Annotated in this window: 11 protein-coding genes; 5 read left to right on the top strand and 6 right to left on the bottom strand. The window is 71.8% G+C overall.

The genetic code is table 11. The features are described 5' to 3' along the window. Nucleotides 1–36: 36 nt before the first annotated feature. Nucleotides 37–1,824 carry an aspartate--tRNA ligase gene (gene aspS, locus ACZ4Z5_RS03045; RefSeq protein WP_468255799.1) on the bottom strand — a complete coding sequence of 596 codons (1,788 nt, stop codon included), beginning with the start codon at nt 1,822–1,824 and terminating at the stop codon, nt 37–39. A 158-nt stretch (nt 1,825–1,982) separates the two neighbouring features. On the opposite strand from aspS, the gene ACZ4Z5_RS03040 reads away from it, so the two are divergent. Next, nucleotides 1,983–4,097 (top strand): ATP-binding SpoIIE family protein phosphatase, encoded by a 2,115-nt coding sequence (locus ACZ4Z5_RS03040; protein WP_468255797.1) that lies wholly within the window; start codon nt 1,983–1,985, stop codon nt 4,095–4,097. On the opposite strand, the gene ACZ4Z5_RS03035 is transcribed toward ACZ4Z5_RS03040, so the two are convergent. Continuing rightward, the gene (locus ACZ4Z5_RS03035; protein ID WP_468255795.1) at nt 4,094–4,510 is read right to left on the bottom strand and encodes a nuclear transport factor 2 family protein; all 417 of its coding nucleotides are present in this window, start codon (nt 4,508–4,510) and stop codon (nt 4,094–4,096) included. The two genes, ACZ4Z5_RS03040 and ACZ4Z5_RS03035, sit on opposite strands and share 4 nt — an antisense overlap. Next, on the bottom strand, nt 4,507–5,505 hold the full coding sequence (locus tag ACZ4Z5_RS03030; protein ID WP_468255792.1) for an NADP-dependent oxidoreductase: 999 nt from the start codon (nt 5,503–5,505) through the stop codon (nt 4,507–4,509). The genes ACZ4Z5_RS03035 and ACZ4Z5_RS03030 overlap by 4 nt, the downstream gene beginning before the upstream one ends. A 121-nt stretch (nt 5,506–5,626) precedes the next feature. Here ACZ4Z5_RS03030 and ACZ4Z5_RS03025 point away from each other — a divergent pair, with 121 nt between their 5' ends. Further along, the gene (locus tag ACZ4Z5_RS03025) at nt 5,627–6,502 is read left to right on the top strand and encodes a LysR family transcriptional regulator (protein WP_468255790.1); all 876 of its coding nucleotides are present in this window, start codon (nt 5,627–5,629) and stop codon (nt 6,500–6,502) included. 406 nt (nt 6,503–6,908) lie between these two features. Here the strand turns inward: ACZ4Z5_RS03025 and ACZ4Z5_RS03020 are convergent, their stop codons facing one another. From ACZ4Z5_RS03020 to ACZ4Z5_RS03010, 3 genes are all read right to left on the bottom strand, one after another. Then, nucleotides 6,909–7,973 carry an AI-2E family transporter gene (locus tag ACZ4Z5_RS03020; protein WP_468255787.1) on the bottom strand — a complete coding sequence of 355 codons (1,065 nt, stop codon included), beginning with the start codon at nt 7,971–7,973 and terminating at the stop codon, nt 6,909–6,911. An 84-nt stretch (nt 7,974–8,057) separates the two neighbouring features. Beyond that, nucleotides 8,058–9,011 (bottom strand): pirin family protein, encoded by a 954-nt coding sequence (locus tag ACZ4Z5_RS03015; protein WP_468255784.1) that lies wholly within the window; start codon nt 9,009–9,011, stop codon nt 8,058–8,060. A gap of 174 nt (nt 9,012–9,185) precedes the next feature. Continuing rightward, a complete protein-coding gene (locus ACZ4Z5_RS03010) occupies nt 9,186–9,632 on the bottom strand; it encodes an SseB family protein (protein ID WP_468255781.1) in 447 nt (148 codons plus the stop codon). Between the two features lie 314 nt (nt 9,633–9,946). Between ACZ4Z5_RS03010 and ACZ4Z5_RS03005 the strand changes: the two genes are divergently transcribed. From ACZ4Z5_RS03005 to ACZ4Z5_RS02995, 3 genes are all read left to right on the top strand, one after another. Further along, nucleotides 9,947–11,773 carry an acyl-CoA dehydrogenase gene (locus tag ACZ4Z5_RS03005; RefSeq protein WP_468256596.1) on the top strand — a complete coding sequence of 609 codons (1,827 nt, stop codon included), beginning with the start codon at nt 9,947–9,949 and terminating at the stop codon, nt 11,771–11,773. Nucleotides 11,774–11,974: 201 nt separating this feature from the next. After that, nucleotides 11,975–13,273 (top strand): M18 family aminopeptidase, encoded by a 1,299-nt coding sequence (locus ACZ4Z5_RS03000; RefSeq protein WP_468255778.1) that lies wholly within the window; start codon nt 11,975–11,977, stop codon nt 13,271–13,273. 160 nt (nt 13,274–13,433) lie between these two features. Continuing rightward, a complete protein-coding gene (locus ACZ4Z5_RS02995; RefSeq protein ID WP_468255776.1) occupies nt 13,434–16,010 on the top strand; it encodes a BTAD domain-containing putative transcriptional regulator in 2,577 nt (858 codons plus the stop codon). Nucleotides 16,011–16,089 lie beyond the last annotated feature (79 nt).

Raw genomic sequence — 16,089 nt, 5'->3', positions numbered from 1 at the left:
CCCCGGCCGGGGGGCTTCCTCATGCACGCGGTGCGATCACTTCGTGGGCTTGTACGGCGTCGGCTTCGCCGGGCCCTTGTAGATGCTCAGGTGGAGTTCCTTCATGCGGGCCTCGTCGATCTCCGACGGGGCGCCCATCAGCAGGTCCTGGGCGTTCTGGTTGAGCGGGAACGCGATCGTCTCGCGGATGTTGGGCTCGTCGGCCAGCAGCATGACGATGCGGTCGACGCCCGGGGCGATGCCACCGTGCGGCGGGGCGCCGTACTGGAAGGCACGGAGCATGCCCGCGAACTCCCGCTCGACGGTCTCCTTGTCGTAGCCCGCGATCTCGAAGGCGCGGTACATGACGTCCGGCTCGTGGTTCCGGATGGCGCCGGAGGACAGCTCGACGCCGTTGCAGACGATGTCGTACTGCCAGGCGAGGATGTCCAGCGGGTCCTGGGTGTCCAGCGCCTCCAGGCCGCCCTGCGGCATGGAGAACGGGTTGTGCGAGAAGTCGATCCGGCCGGTCTCCTCGTCCTTCTCGTACATCGGGAAGTCGACGATCCAGCAGAAGCGGAAGACGTTCTCCTCGAAGTGGCCGGCCCGCTTGGCGGCCTCGACGCGCACGGCGCCCATGACCTTCGAGACCTCGTCGAAGTCGCCCGCGCCGAAGAACACGGCGTGGCCCGGCGTCAGGCCGAGGCGCTCGGTGAGGACCTTGACGTTCTCCTCGGTGAGGAACTTGGCGATCGGGCCGGCCAGCGTGCCGTCCTCGCCGACGCGCACCCAGGCCAGGCCCTTGGCGCCCAGCTCGACGGCGAACTCGCCGAGACCGTCGAAGAACTTGCGGGGCTGGTCCTGCACGCCGGGCACGGGCAGGGCGCGGACGTGCTTGCCGGCGAAGGCCTTGAACTCGGAGTCGGCGAAGACGTCGGTGATGTCCACCAGCTCCAGCCGGGCGCGCAGGTCCGGCTTGTCCGAGCCGTACTTCAGCATCGCCTCGCGGAACGGGATCCGCGGGAACGGCGAGGTGACCTCGCGGCCGCCGCCGAACTCGGTGAAGAGCTCGGTCATGAGCTTCTCGATCGGCTGGAAGACGTCCTCCTGCTCGACGAAGCTCATCTCGACGTCGAGCTGGTAGAACTCGCCCGGCGAGCGGTCGGCGCGGGCGTCCTCGTCGCGGAAGCAGGGCGCGATCTGGAAGTAGCGGTCGAAGCCGGCGATCATCAGCAGCTGCTTGAACTGCTGCGGGGCCTGCGGCAGCGCGTAGAACTTGCCGGGGTTCAACCGGGACGGCACCAGGAAGTCACGGGCGCCCTCGGGGGAGGTCGCGGTGAGGATCGGGGTGGCCATCTCGTTGAAGCCGAGCGCGGTCATCTTGTGCCGGATGGCGGAGATGACGGCGGTGCGCAGCATGATGTTGCGGTGCATGCGCTCGCGGCGCAGGTCGAGGAAGCGGTACTCCAGGCGGCGCTCCTCGTTCACCCCGTCGTCGGTGTTGACGGTGAACGGCAGCGGTGCGGCGGCGCCCAGGACCTCGACCTCGGAGACCTCGATCTCGATCTCGCCGGTCGGCAGCTCCGGGTTGACGTTCTCGGCGCCACGGGCGGAGACCTTGCCGTCGATGCGGACGACGCTCTCCTTGCTGATGTGGCCGAGGGCCTCGTTGGCGGCGGTGCCGGGGCGGGCGACGAGCTGCACCAGACCGTGGTGGTCCCGCAGATCGATGAAGAGGATGCCGCCCAGGTCTCGGCGATTGTGCAGCCAGCCGCTCAGCCGGACGTCGGTGCCGACGTCAGAGGCGCGGAGCTCGCCGCAGGTGTGGGACCTGTACCGATGCATCGTCGTTCATCCAGTCTTCGCGATTCGGGGTGGGCACAACCACCTCAGGTTACCGCTCGCACACCGGGAATCGGTTGGCATATACATGGCCTGACGTCTCCGGTGCATCACCTGACGTCTCCGGCATCACCGATCGGAACGTCATAAAGTTGTGGGCAATGCGCACCGAGGACGTCCTGGCCGCGATCGCAACCGGTCTCTGGCGCTGGGACAACGCATCCGGGACCGTGTCCCTCGACGCGGAAGCCGCCCGGCTGCTCGGTCTGCCTGCCGAACCGGTCACCCTCACCGAGGCCAGGGTGCGCTCCCGGTTCCACCCCGTCGACTGGATCGAGGTCGGCAGCACCGTCCAGCTCGCCGCCACCGAGGGCACCCTCGCCGAGGCCCGGCTGCGCATCGTCGACGAGAACGGCCGCGTCCTGCGCACGGTCCGCAGCCGCAGTACCGCCGTCCCGCAGGGCCACGGCGCCTTCCTCCTGTACGGCAGCCTCCAGGAGGTCAGCGAGGCCCCGCCGGAGTCCGCCGCCCGCACCCCCGTCACCGGCGACTGGCGGCGGTCCCGCGAGGCGTTCCTGCTGGACGCGGGGCGCGCCCTCGCCGAGGCCCGCTCCACCGCCGAGGTGCTGCGGGTCGCCGCGTCCCTGTCCATGCCGGGCTTCTCCCCGGACGGGCTCGCCGTGTTCGGCATCAAGGGCGACCGGCTGACCCTCATCGGCCACCACGGATACGGCCCGGGCGTCGACACCCCCTTCGCGGACATGCCGCTGGACACCGAGTACCCCGCCGCCGAGGTCGTCCGCACCGGCCGCGCCGTCTACCTCTCGGGACCCGAGACCTACCGCAGCCGCTACCCCGTCACCTGGCCGCTCGCCGAGCGCTTCGGACGCCGCTCCTGGGCCTTCCTGCCGCTCGTCGTCGCGGGCCGCACCATCGGGGCCTGGATGGCCGCCTTCGCCCACAAGGTCGGCTTCACCCCCGACGAACGGTCCGTGCTCGCCACCGTCGCCCGCATGCTCGCCCAGGCGCTCGCCAGAGCCGGCGCCGCCGAGTCCGAGCGCGAGCTCTCCCTCGGCCTGCAGCGCACGATGATGCCGACGCTCGGCCCCGACATCCCCGGCATGGCCGTCGCCGCGCGCTACGTCCCCACCGGCGGCGGGCTCCAGGTCGGCGGCGACTGGTACGACATGATCCCGCTGCCCTCGGGACGCTTCGCCCTGGTCATCGGTGACGTCCAGGGCCACGACGTACGGGCCGCGGGCCTCATGGGACAGCTCCGGATCGCCCTGCGCGCCTACGCGTCCGAGGGCCACCGCCCCGACGCGGTGCTCTCCCGCGCCTCCCGCTTCCTGCACGGCCTGCACGACCACGCCCTGGCCGAGTCACCGGCCTACCAGGAACACACCCTCCCCCGCTTCGCGACCTGCCTCTACGTCGAGGTCGACCCGGCCACCGGCACCCTCGACGTCGCCCGCGCCGGGCACCCCGAACCGGCGGTACGGATGCCCGACGGCACCGTGATCACCCGTCGCACCCGGGGCGGACTCCCGCTCGGCATCGAACCCGACCCCGACTACCCGACGACCCGGCTCACCCTGGACCCGGGCGAGACGATGATGCTGTGCACCGACGGCCTCATCGAGACCGGCGGCCACGACCTCGACAGCGGCTGGGACAGGCTCCGCACCATCCTGGAGAAGGAGGGCGGCGAGGGCCTGGAGAAACTCGCCGACGCCCTCGTGCAGGCCGTGCACGGCCCGCCCTCGCACCACACCACCGGGCCGCTCGCCGACCGGCGCGAGGACGACATCGCCGTGGTGCTGCTGCGCCGCCAGGGACCCGAGGACTTCCGGCCCGTCCCCCTGCGGCGCTCCGTGCTGACCATCGCCCAGGCCGAGCCGGAACGCATCTCCTTCGCCCGGCGGCAGGTCCGCGACCTCCTGCACGACTGGACGGACGCCGAGCAGGTCGACTCCGCCGTCCTGATGGTCTCCGAGATGGTCACCAACGTCCTCGTCCACACGGACGGCGACGCCCTGCTGGTCGCCGAGGCGACCGGACCCTCCGGTGGGCGCACGCTGCGCATCGAGGTGTCCGACGCCAGCGACGAACTGCCCCATGTGCGGCACCCCGGCGAGCTGGCATCGTCCGGCCGCGGCCTGCTGTTGATGGAGATGCTCGCCGACACGTGGGGCGTCGACCCCCGCGGCGAGGGCAAGTCCATCTGGTTCGTCCTCCACGAGCCGCCCCGCACGACGGCTTCCCAGGAGTCCTAGCCGGCCCCGCCCTGAAAGGCGTTGTCCAGCGTCAGGGTGAGCTCGGCGATCCGCCACCCACCGTCGGACCGGCGCAGGCCGAACGTGTAGACCCCGGTCGAGACCATCTGGATGCTCTCGCCGGTGTTCCTCGTCTGCACCAGATAGGCCCGCACCTCAGCGGTGGCGGCGTCCGTCGTCGTGACCACGACATTGCCCAGGTGGTGCCGCACCCTTCCGGTCTGGGCCGGGTGCTGGTCACGGATGAAGTCGAGCACCGCCGCGCGTCCGGCGACCGGGCCGAGCACTCCCCGTCCGGGCATCGTGAAGGTCCAGGTGGTGTCCTCGGTCAGGACCGCTTCCAGCTCGGGCACATTCAGCTCGTCCAGGGCGTGGGCGTAGTTCGCCACCGCCTGCTGGAGTTCGGTGATCACGAGACCACCGTCAGCACGATCTTGCCTTGGAGGTGGCCCTGCGCGGCTCGCGTGTGTGCGCTGCCCGCCTCGGGCAGCGGGTAGGTGCTGTCCACCCCGACCTGGAGCTTGCCCTCGTCGAACAGGCGCCCGATCTCGGTGAGCTGGGGGCCGTTGGAGCGCACCTGGATGTTCGAGACTGTGATGCCCAGACTCGCCGTCTCTTCCGGGTCGTACTGGGCGAAGAACACCGGAAGCATGGTGCCGCCGCGCTTGAGCACGGTCAGGAAGCGTGAGCTGTCCGGGCCGCCGACGGTGTCGATCACCAGGTCGACACCGCTGACCACGTCCGCGGCCTGCGTCCTGGTGTAGTCGATGAACTCATCGGCGCCGAGCTTGCGCAGGAACTGCTCGTGCCGGCCCGAGGCCACCGCGATGACGTGTGCCCCCTTCCATTTCGCCAGCTGCACCGCGAAGTGGCCCACTCCACCGGCGGCCCCGTTGACCAGCACGGTCATCCCCGGCGTGATCGGCACCGGCCGGTGCACCCGGCCGGTGAAAGGAGACGGCACGTCGTGGCCGAGATCAACCAGGTACTGCCAGGCCGTCAGCACGGCCATCGGCGCCCCAGCCGCCTGCACGTGGTCGATACCGGCCGGCTTGTGAGCCAGGTCCGAAGCCGGCGCGGCCACGTACTCGGCGTACGTCCGGCCGTCGAACCCGGGAAACCGCAGCATGCCGAAGACCTCGTCACCGACGGCGAACCCCGGCACGTCCGGAGCGACCGCCTGGACCACGCCCGACATGTCCGTTCCGGGGATCAGGGGGAACTCCAGCGCCGGCCTCATCTCGGCCGGCATGACCTTCATCCCCTCACGCAGGTACCAGTCCGGCGGGTTGATGCCCGCCGCGTGCACCCGGACGAGCACCTCGCCCGGGCCGATCTCGGGAGCCGGCACCTCGTCATACTGCAAAACCTCCGGCCCGCCCGCTTCGTGGAACTGGATCGCCTTCATCGCACCTGTCGCTTTCTTGGGGAGACGTTGCTCCTTCAGTCAAGGCCCGGGACGGCATGGCCGTCCAAGACCGGTTCGGCAACTGATCATTCCGAAACGGCATGACACGTACGCTGGAAGGGTGAACGATCTCGGGAAGGACCTGGAACTGCGGCTGGTGCGCTACTTCACCGTGGTGGCGGCGCACCGGCACTTCGGCCGGGCCGCCACCGAATTGCACGTGGCCCAGCCGGCGCTGAGCCGCCAGATCCAACGGCTCGAGAAGTATCTCGGCGCACGACTGCTGGACCGCGTACCCCAGGGCGCCCGGCTCACTCCGGCCGGCCAGAGGTTCCTGCCCCGGGCCCAAGCCCTGCTGCAGGCCGCCCGCCAGGCCGAGTTGGCCGTGCGTGAACAAGTCGAGACCGAACGAATCGCCATCGGCTACGTTGAAGACCTGGTGATCACTGCCGCCGTGCGGGAACTGCGCCGCCGTCACCCGGACGCCGAGATCGCCACCCGGTACCTGAGCTGCCGCGACGTCGGGGCGCTGTCCGACAAGCGCGTCGACGCCCTGATCGCGCGGGCCCCGCTGCCGCTCGCCGCCGACGACGTGTTCACCACCCCGCTGTACGAGGAGCCCCGGATGCTCGTGGTCCCGCGCGGCCATCTCCTGGCCGACCGCGCGTCGGTGACCGCGGAAGAACTGGCCGGCGAGGAGGCGGCGCCGTGCGCGTTCGAGACCGCGGACTGGACTTCCTACCGGGTCCTCGGGGCCGGCGTGCCGCCGATCGAGAGCTACGAGGACAAGCTCGAACTCGTCGCGAGTGGTGGGGCGATCGCCGTGCTACCGGTCGGCGACCGGCGTAGCTCACTGCGTCCCGACCTCGTCACCGTCCCGATCGAGGGCGCTCCCCCCAGCCAGGTCGTCCTGGTCAGCCGCAAGGGCGACCCGAATCCGATGATCGGGAATCTCCGGCTGGCGGCCAAGGCCGTCCTGACCGCCCCGGCAGCCTGACCGGTACCAGCCGACCCCTTGGCGCTGAACCGCACCAAGCGGTGCTCACGCGCGCCGTGTTCGCCGCGCATCTGCCGGTATCGCTCGGGGTCGGGTTGTGCCGGCTCGGCGTCCGACCCTGTGGAACGGCGATCAAGCACGCCGTCTCGACCAGGAATCGTTGCCGTATCGCGTGAGGGTGCAGGGAAGCTTCAGATCCGACCAGGTCGACACACACGTGTTGTTCAGGGTCGTCGTCGAGACGCGCTCCGAAGCGCTGCCTGTCGCGAGCGGCAGCCCGGCGACGCCTGGATCAACTCCCTGGCGTTGCTTTTCGCTGGAAGCTCCCGGGCGCCCCCTGGCCTCCCCGTGGGCGGCGGCCCCGTCGCCCAGCCCGTTCAGCCGCCCTGCGGGCTCCCGCCCCGGTTCACCCGACCCGCGGGCTCCGCGCCGCCGTGTGGCGTCTGCGCAGCTCGCCCAGGACACCGAAGGCTGCCGCCGCGACCGGCACGGCGAGCAGCATGCCGAGGATCCCCGCGAGGCCGGCCCCGGCGGTGATCGCCAGCATCACCACCGCGGGATGCATCTGGACGGTGCGGCTCTGGACCACCGGCTGGAGGACGTGGCCCTCCAGCACCTGGACGGCCAGGACGACGCCCAGCGCCCACAGGGCGATCACCCAGCCCCGGTCGGCGAGCGCGACCAGGACCGCGACGGCTCCGGAGAGGAACGCCCCCAGGTACGGGATGTAGGCGGTCACGAACACGAGGGCGCCCAGCCCGGCCGCGCCCGGCACCCGGAGCACCAGGAGCCCGATCGTGATGAGGACGGCGTCGATCAGCGCGATGAACGTCGTGCCCCGCATGAATCCCTCGACGGCCTCGAACGCCCGGCGTGCCATGGATTCCGCGACGTCCCCCGTGGCGCGCGGCGCGAGCCCCTTGATCAGCCCCGCGACCTTGTGGGAGTCCCGCAGGAAGAAGAAGATCAGCAGCAGGGACAGCACCGCGGTCGCGATCGCCTCGCCGACCACGCTGATCCCGGAGATCACTCCGGAGGCGGCGGTGCCGCCGAACTTCTGCAGCAGCTCCCTCGCGTGCGCGGCGATGTCGTCCAGCGAGGTCCCGGCCGCCCCGAAGTGCTCGGCGATGCCCCGCGCGGCGTCCCGCAGCGAGGCGAGGATCTGGTCGCCGCTGTCGATGAGCGCGTTCACCACCACGTACAGCGCCCCGCCGACCCCCACGACCACGGCGACACAGGTCAGCCCGGCGGCGAGGGAGCGGTTCACGCCCCTCGAGACGAGCCACCGGTGGACGGGGCCGAGGAGCGCGGTCCCGAGGATCGCCAGCAGCGCCGGTGTGACGGCCGTCCTGAACGTGATGATCAGCCAGATCGCGAGGGCCGCCACCCCGCTCACGAGCAGTGCGACGGCACACCACGCCCCGGCCCGCTGCGCACCCACCGGCAGCAGCGGCCCCTTCCGCGTCTCCATCCGCCCACGGCATCACGCGGGCCCGTCGCCGGGCCCCCGACCCGCCCGGGTGACCCCCCGGGCGGATCAGTGCCCCTCGGCCGGTCAGCCGCGGGTCGCCGGGACCGTTCCGAGCCGGCCCTTCCGGAAGTCCTCGAAGGCCTGCTGGAGCTCCGCGTGGCTGTTCATCACGAAGGGCCCGTAGTGCGCCATCGGCTCACGGATGGGCCGCCCGCCCAGCAGGACGATCTCCAGGTCGGGTGCGTGCCCGTCCTGCTCGTCGTCCGCCGTGACGGTCAGCGAGCCGCCCGCGCCGAACACCGCGGTCTGCCCCATGTGCACCGGCCGGCGGTCCGTGCCGACCGAGCCGCGCCCGGCCAGGACGTAGCCGAGGGCGTTGAAGTCCTCGCGCCAGGGCAGGGTGATCCGTGCGCCCGGCCGCAGGGTGGCGTGGATCATCGTGATGGGTGTGTGGGTGATGCCCGGCCCCTCGTGCCCGTCCAGCTCACCGGCGATGACGCGGAGCAGCGCGCCGCCGTCCGGGGAGGTGAGCAGCCGCACCTGGCCGCCCCGGATGTCCTGGTAGCGGGGGTCCATCATCTTGTCGGCGGCCGGCAGGTTCACCCACAGCTGGAGGCCGTGGAAGAGGCCGCCGGACATCACCAGGTGCTCCGGCGGGGCCTCGATGTGCAGGAGGCCGGATCCGGCGGTCATCCACTGGGTGTCGCCGTTCCGGATGGTGCCGCCGCCACCGTTGCTGTCCTGGTGGACGAAGGTTCCGTCGATCATGTAGGTCACGGTCTCGAAGCCGCGGTGCGGGTGCCACGGGGTGCCCTTGGCCTCGCCGGGCGCGTACTCCACCTCGCCCATCTGGTCCATCATGATGAACGGGTCGAGGTACCGGTAGTTGATGCCCGCGAACGCGCGGCGCACCGGGAATCCCTCCCCTTCGAACCCCGTCGGCGCGGTCGTCACGGCCAGCACCGGACGCGACGCGGCGGCGTCGGGTGCGGTCACGCGCGGCAGGGTGAGCGGGTTCTCGACAGTCACGGCAGGCATGTGGACCTCCATCTCGTACGCCCAAGATTAGTTGAACGTAGAACTTCTTGCCATCCGGAACGACGAACGCCCGGGAGGTATTCCTCCCGGGCGTTCGTGCCTGCCCTGCCTGTCGTCCGGCCATACGTCCCGCACCCGGACCCGGGTGCGGAAGTCGGCCGTCCGGACGACGCGCTAGCCGTACATGCGGCGCATCGCGTAGTCGACCATCTGCTCCACGGCCTTCGCGTCGAAGACCATGCGGTGCTCGCCCTCCATGTCCAGGACGAAGCCGTATCCCGTCGGCAGCAGGTCGATCACCTCGGCGCCGGTGATCACGAAGTACTTGGACTCCTTGCCCGCGTACCGGCGCAGCTCCTTGAGCGAGGTGAACATCGGGATCACCGGCTGCTGCGTGTTGTGCAGCGCCAGGAAGCCGGGGTTGTCGCCGCGCGGGCAGTAGACCTTCGACGTGGCGAAGATCTGCTGGAAGTCCTCGGCGGAGAGCGACGCGGTGGTGAAGGCCCGTACCGCGTCGGCCAGTGACGGCGGCGACGGCTCCGGGTAGAGCGGCTGCTCGGGGTAGCCCTGCTGCGGGATGTACTGCTGCTGGGCGCCCGGGGTCTGGTCGTAGCCGTACATGCCCGTAAGGGTACCGAGGCGGGCGCGGCCCCCGGGCGGGCCGGGCGGACCGGGTGCCGACGGGGGCGTGTTCCGGCCATGGGCGGCCGCGGGCGGCCACGCGGTCCGCGGCCGTGACGGGGTGCGGGGGCGGGTGTGGGGCGGGCGCGGAGCCGAGTGCGAGGACCGGGTGTCCCCTGTGAACCGGTGATTCCCCCTATGGACCCGTGGTTAGAGCCTCGTCACACTTGTCCCCAGAGGGGTTGCTTGTTATTACCGGCGGGTAGCATCATCGGAGTTACTTACTGGTAATGGGTCATGAGAGGGCCGTCGCCATGGGGCACTACAAGTCGAATCTCCGCGACATCGAGTTCAACCTGTTCGAGGTCCTCGGACGCGACAAGGTATACGGCACCGGCCCGTTCGCCGAGATGGACGCCGACACCGCCAAGAGCATCCTCGACGAGCTCTCCCGCCTCGCGGAGAACGAGCTCGCCGAGTCCTTCGTGGACGCCGACCGCAACCCGCCGGTCTTCGACCCGGAGACCAACACCGCGCCGGTCCCGGCCTCCTTCAAGAAGAGCTACCAGGCCTTCATGGACTCCGAGTACTGGCGTCTGGGCCTGCCCGAGGGCATCGGCGGCACCACCGCCCCCGCGAGCCTCGTCTGGTCCTACGCGGAGCTGATCCTCGGCTCGAACCCGGCCATCTGGATGTACTCCTCCGGCCCGGCCTTCGCCGGCATCCTCCACTCCGAGGGCAACGAGGCGCAGCGGAAGGTCGCCCAGATCGCCGTCGAGAAGCAGTGGGGCTCCACCATGGTCCTCACCGAGCCGGACGCCGGCTCGGACGTCGGCGCCGGCCGCACCAAGGCCGTCGAGCAGGAGGACGGCTCCTGGCACATCGAGGGCGTGAAGCGCTTCATCACGTCCGGTGAGCACGACATGTCGGAGAACATCCTCCACTATGTCCTCGCCCGCCCCGAGGGCGCCGGCCCCGGCACCAAGGGCCTCTCCCTCTTCCTCGTGCCGAAGTACCACTTCGACTGGGAGACCGGCGAGCTCGGCGAGCGCAACGGCGTCTACGCCACCAACGTCGAGCACAAGATGGGCCTCAAGGCGTCCAACACCTGCGAGATGACCTTCGGCGACCGCCACCCCGCCAAGGGCTGGCTGATCGGCGACAAGCACGACGGCATCCGCCAGATGTTCCGCATCATCGAGTTCGCCCGCATGATGGTCGGCACGAAGGCGATCTCCACCCTCTCCACCGGCTACCTCAACGCCCTCGAGTACGCCAAGGAGCGCGTCCAGGGCGCCGACCTCGCGCAGTTCACCGACAAGAACGCGCCCAAGGTCACCATCACCCACCACCCCGACGTCCGCCGCTCCCTGCTGACGCAGAAGGCGTACGCCGAGGGCATGCGCTCCCTCGTCCTCTACACCGCCTCCGTCCAGGACGCCATCGCGCTCAAGGAGGCCGCGGGCGAGGACGCCAAGTCCCTGCACGGCCTGAACGACCTGCTCCTGCCCATCGTCAAGGGCTATGGCTCCGAGAAGGGCTACGAGCAGCTCGCCCAGTCGCTGCAGACCTTCGGCGGCTCCGGCTTCCTGCAGGAGTACCCGATCGAGCAGTACATCCGCGACGCCAAGATCGACACCCTCTACGAGGGCACCACCGCGATCCAGGGCCAGGACTTCTTCTTCCGGAAGATCGTCCGCGACCAGGGCGCGTCCCTGAACCTGCTCGCCGAGGAGATCAAGAAGTTCCTGGCCTCCGAGGCCGGCGGCGAGGCGCTGGCCCCGGCCCGCGACGCGCTCGCCCGCGCCGCGGTCGACCTGGAGGCGATCGTCGGCACGATGACCAACGACCTCATCGCCACCGGCGAGGACGTCAAGAACATCTACAAGGTCGGCCAGAACACCACCCGCCTGCTGCTCGCCTCCGGTGACGTCGTCGTCGGCTACCTGCTCCTCAAGGGCGCGGCCGTGGCCGCCGAGAAGCTGCCGTCCGCCTCCACCAAGGACGTCGCCTTCTACCAGGGCAAGATCGCGGCGGCGAAGTTCTTCGCGGCCAACATCCTGCCGGGCGTCTCGGTGCAGCGTTCGATCGCCGAGTCGATCGACAACTCCCTGATGGAGCTGGACGAGGCCGCTTTCTGAGCCGAGTCCGGACGGAACCGCGACCCCGGAACCACTTTCCGTAGCCGCACCCCGGATCCACGGCGCCGTCCGCGCCCTGGATCCGGGCCCGCCCGCACCGCACCACGCCGACGGGCCGGACCCCCCTGCTCCACAGGGGTCCGGCCCGTCGGCACATCACGGCCCCGGCGGCCAGGCCGGGCATCTCGTTAGGGTGATCTCATGAGCAGCGCAACCGCCCGGTTCGACCGCGGCCACACCGACGACCTGATGTCCTTCCTGGCGGCGTGCCCGTCGCCGTACCACGCCGTGGCGGCCGGCGCGGCCCGGCTGGAGAAGGCCGGCTTCCGCAAGGTCGAGGAGACCGACGCCTGGGACGGCTCGGCGGGCGGCAGGTACGTGATCCGCGGCGGCGCACTCATCGCCTGGTACGTGCCGGAAGGCGCCGGCGCCCACACCCCGTTCCGCATCATCGGCGCCCACACCGACTCCCCGAACCTCCGGGTCAAGCCGCTCCCCGACTCCGGGGCGCACGGCTGGCGCCAGATCGCCGTCGAGATCTACGGCGGCACCCTGCTCAACACCTGGCTCGACCGCGACCTCGGCCTCGCCGGCCGGCTCACCCTGCGGGACGGCACCCACCACCTGGTGAACGTCGACCGCCCGCTGCTGCGCGTCCCGCAGCTCGCCGTGCACCTCGACCGGTCCGTCAACACCGACGGCCTCAAGCTGGACAAGCAGCGGCACATGCAGCCCGTCTGGGGCCTCGGGGACGACGTGGCCGAGGGCGACCTGATCCGCTTCGTCGCCGGCGAAGCCGGCGTCGAGGCCGCCGACGTGGCCGGCTGGGACCTGATGGTGCACAGCGTCGAAGCCCCCGCCTACCTGGGCCGCGACCGGGAACTCGTCGCCGGGCCCCGTATGGACAACCTCGTGTCCGTACACGCCGGTGCCGCCGCCCTCGCCGCCGTCGCGGCCCGCGGCGACCTGCCGTACATCCCCGTCCTCGCCGCCTTCGACCACGAGGAGAACGGCTCCGAGGCGGACACCGGCGCACAGGGCCCCCTGCTCGGCAACGTCCTGGAACGCTCGGTGTACGCCCGCGGAGGCTCCTACGACGACCGGGCCCGCGCCTTCGCCGGCACCGTCTGCCTGTCCTCCGACACCGGACACGCCGTGCACCCCAACTACGCGGAACGGCACGACCCCACGCACCACCCGCGCATCAACGCCGGCCCGATCCTCAAGGTCAACGTCAACCAGCGGTACGCCACCGACGGCAGCGGCCGCGCCGTGTTCGCCGCCGCGTGCGAGAAGGCCGGGGTGCCCTGGCAGACCTTCGTGTCGAACAACGCGATGCCCTGCGGCACCACCATCGGCCCCATCACCGCCGCCCGGCACGGCATCAGCACCGTCGACGTCGGCATCGCCATCCTGTCCATGCACAGCGCCCGCGAACTGTGCGGTGACAAGGACCCCTATCTGCTGGCGAACGCCATGACCGCGTTCCTGGAAGGCTGACGCGCCCCATGGCGCCCGCGCGGCAGCCGGAGCCGGGCCCTGTGATCCGGGCCGGCGGTCCGGACAGGTGAGCCGGGCGCGATCCGGACAAGTGAGCCGGGCCAAGGCTCCCAAGGCTCCGAACGAGCACACGGCCCGGCGGTATCCTCGGGGGCCCGAAGTGAACGGGGAACAAGGGGGAATCACCGTGGAGTTCCGGCTGCTCGGGGTGGTATCCGTCGTAGCCGCCGGGAACACGGAGATCGACCTGGGCACGGCGGAGCGCCGCAGCGTCCTCGCGGCGCTCCTGCTCGGCGCCGGCACCCCCGTCACCCTCGAACAGCTCACAGCCGCAGCATGGGAAGGAACACCGCCACCGCAGGCCGACGGTGTGCTGCGCACCCATATCGACGGACTGCGGACCACGCTCGACGGCACCGGACTGACCGGCCACGGGGATGCCTTCACCCTCCATGTGCCCGAACAGTCCGTGGACGCACGGCACTTCGAGCGGCTCGTCCGCGACGCCGACCCCCAGCGGCGCGGCCCCGCCGAGGTCCTGGCCCTGTTACGGGAAGCCCTGGCCCTCTGGCACGGCCCCGCCCTCGGCGGCACCGTACCCGGCACACCCCTGCGGGCCGCCGCCCGCGACCTGGAAGAAACCCGGCTGACGGCCGTCGAGCGGCTCGCCGAGGCGTACGGGCGGCTCGGCCGGCACGCCCGGGCCGTCGCGCTCCTCCGCCGGGAAGCGGTCGCCCACCCCCTGCGCGAAACCGTCGCCGCCGCCCTCGTCCGCGCCCTCCACCGGGCCGACCGCTCCGCCGAGGCCCTCGACTGGTACCACCGCACCCGCCGCCTCGTCACCGCCGCCTACGGCACCGACGTGAGCCCCGCACTCCGCGAGGCCTACGAATCCGTCCGCGACACCGTCCCGCACACACCGCCCATCGGCCCCGGGGTGCCCGTGAGCACGTCCGGGGATCGTGCTCCTGCGCCGCCGGTGCACGGCGTCGACGTCGCTGTCCCCGGGGTGCCTGTGAGCACGTCCGGGGATCGTGCTTCTGCGCCGCCGGTGGACGGTGTCGACGTCGCTGTCCCCGGGGTGCCTGTGAGCACGTCCGGGGATCGTGCTTCTGCGCCGCCGGTGGACGGTGTCGACGTCGCTGTCCCCGGGGACGGTGTCGGCGTTCCTGCTTCCGGCGTTCCCGTGCACACGCCTGGGGACCCTGCTCCAGTGCCGCCGGCTACCGGTGCCGACGTCCGTCCCTCCGATGTACCCGTCCACACGTCCCGGGATCGCGCATCCGCGGCACCGGCCCCCACAGCAGACGCCCCCGCCACCGAAGCGACGCCGGGCACGCCCTCGTCCGCGGCGATCGGCTCGACCGGCGCTTCCGCAACGGCACCGGGCGCAGCGGGAACTCCAGCCCACGCCACGGACCCAGCGGGAAGGCCACTGGAGGCCACCGGGCCGGCCGCACCCAGCGCCGCGCCCGCAGCGACCGGAGCCCCCGCAGCGACGGTGCGTTCGGGCACCGCCGGGTCCGCCACGTCCCCGGTCGGCCCCGTCGTGGCCGGACCCCCCGTCTCGTCCGTCGGCACGGGAGCCGGGCCCTCCCCGTGCCTCCCCGGCGGTACGTCGGACACCCCGGGGACCGCCCCCGCCACGGTCCCGGTGCGGCTCCCGGTTCCCGACCCCGCGCTCTTCCCCCTCTTCGCGCCGCTCGCCGGGTTCACGCTGGACCCGTACGCGGCGGCGGCGCTCGCCGACACGCGGCCGGAACGGACGGGGCGGGCAGCTGCCGCGATCGAGCGGTGGGCGGCGGCGCGGCGCCTGCGGGCGCGGCACCCCGACGGGGCCCATGGGCAGCACGAACACGACAGGGAGGCGCTGTTGCGGCTCCTCGACCACTACCTCTGCACCGCCCTGGCCGCGTGTGCCACGGCCGAGCCGGACGGCCGGCCCTGCTGCACCCTGCCCGGCGACGTGCGCTGGCCCGCCGCCGTCCAGGAGTTCCGGGGCCGGGACGACGCGCTCGCGTGGTTCACCCGGGAACGCGCCGCGCTCACCGCCGCCGTGGCCGCCGCCCGCGCCGCCGACTTCGACGACCGGGCGTGGCGCCTCGCCGTCCTCCAGTGGCCGGCCAGGGTGGGAACCGCCGCCGACGGCTGGGAACCGCTGCTCGTCCAGGCGCTCGACGCGGCCGTACGGCTCGGCGACGCCGACGCCGAGTCACGCGTACGGGCCCTGCTGGGCCTCGCCCTCACCAGCGAGGGCAGGCCCGCGGAGGCCCTGCCCCACCTCGCGGCCGCCCCCGACCTGGCCGCCCGCGCTGCGAACCCCCTCGACGAGGCGATCGGCCGTATCAACCTCGCGACCGCCCTGGAGCCCCTCGGGCGACTCGACGACGCGATGGACGAGTACCGGCGCGCCGCCGGACTCGCCCTGCGCGCCCGGGACCGCCGCGCGCAGATCCTGGCCCACCACCACCTCGCCCGCCTCTGCCTCACCACCGGCGACCCCGAGGACGCCCTCCGCCACGCCGAGACCGGTCTCGCGCTCACCCCCGACGACCCCGCGGCGGCGGCCACCGAAACGGTTCACCGCCGTGCCCTCACCCAGACCCGGAAGGAAGCCCTGACCCGCCTCGGCCGACGCCCCGGCTCCCCCTCGCCCGCACCCCGCCCCGCGCCCGCATCCCGCCCGACGCTCCGCGCACTGCCGGCGATCGACGCCACCCCGGACGAGCCGGCCTGACACCGACGAGCGGGCCTGGCAGCGACCGGGCCTGACACCGACGAGCCGGCCACGGTCCGTCCCGGCGCCGGCACGTCGG

Source organism: Streptomyces sp. NPDC030222, assembly GCF_055573115.1.
The sequence above is the reverse complement of the archived record's forward strand: the minus strand, read 5'-3'. Positions and strand labels throughout refer to the sequence as shown.

What these genes read in the sequence shown, in the direction of transcription:
- aspS (WP_468255799.1), bottom strand. Translation starts at nt 1,824, where the DNA reads ATGCATCGGTACAGGTCCCACACCTGCGGCGAGCTCCGCGCCTCTGAC.
- ACZ4Z5_RS03040 (WP_468255797.1), top strand. Translation starts at nt 1,983, where the DNA reads ATGCGCACCGAGGACGTCCTGGCCGCGATCGCAACCGGTCTCTGGCGC.
- ACZ4Z5_RS03030 (WP_468255792.1), bottom strand. Translation starts at nt 5,505, where the DNA reads ATGAAGGCGATCCAGTTCCACGAAGCGGGCGGGCCGGAGGTTTTGCAG.
- ACZ4Z5_RS03020 (WP_468255787.1), bottom strand. Translation starts at nt 7,973, where the DNA reads ATGGAGACGCGGAAGGGGCCGCTGCTGCCGGTGGGTGCGCAGCGGGCC.
- ACZ4Z5_RS03015 (WP_468255784.1), bottom strand. Translation starts at nt 9,011, where the DNA reads ATGCCTGCCGTGACTGTCGAGAACCCGCTCACCCTGCCGCGCGTGACC.
- ACZ4Z5_RS03010 (WP_468255781.1), bottom strand. Translation starts at nt 9,632, where the DNA reads ATGTACGGCTACGACCAGACCCCGGGCGCCCAGCAGCAGTACATCCCG.
- ACZ4Z5_RS03005 (WP_468256596.1), top strand. Translation starts at nt 9,947, where the DNA reads ATGGGGCACTACAAGTCGAATCTCCGCGACATCGAGTTCAACCTGTTC.
- ACZ4Z5_RS03000 (WP_468255778.1), top strand. Translation starts at nt 11,975, where the DNA reads ATGAGCAGCGCAACCGCCCGGTTCGACCGCGGCCACACCGACGACCTG.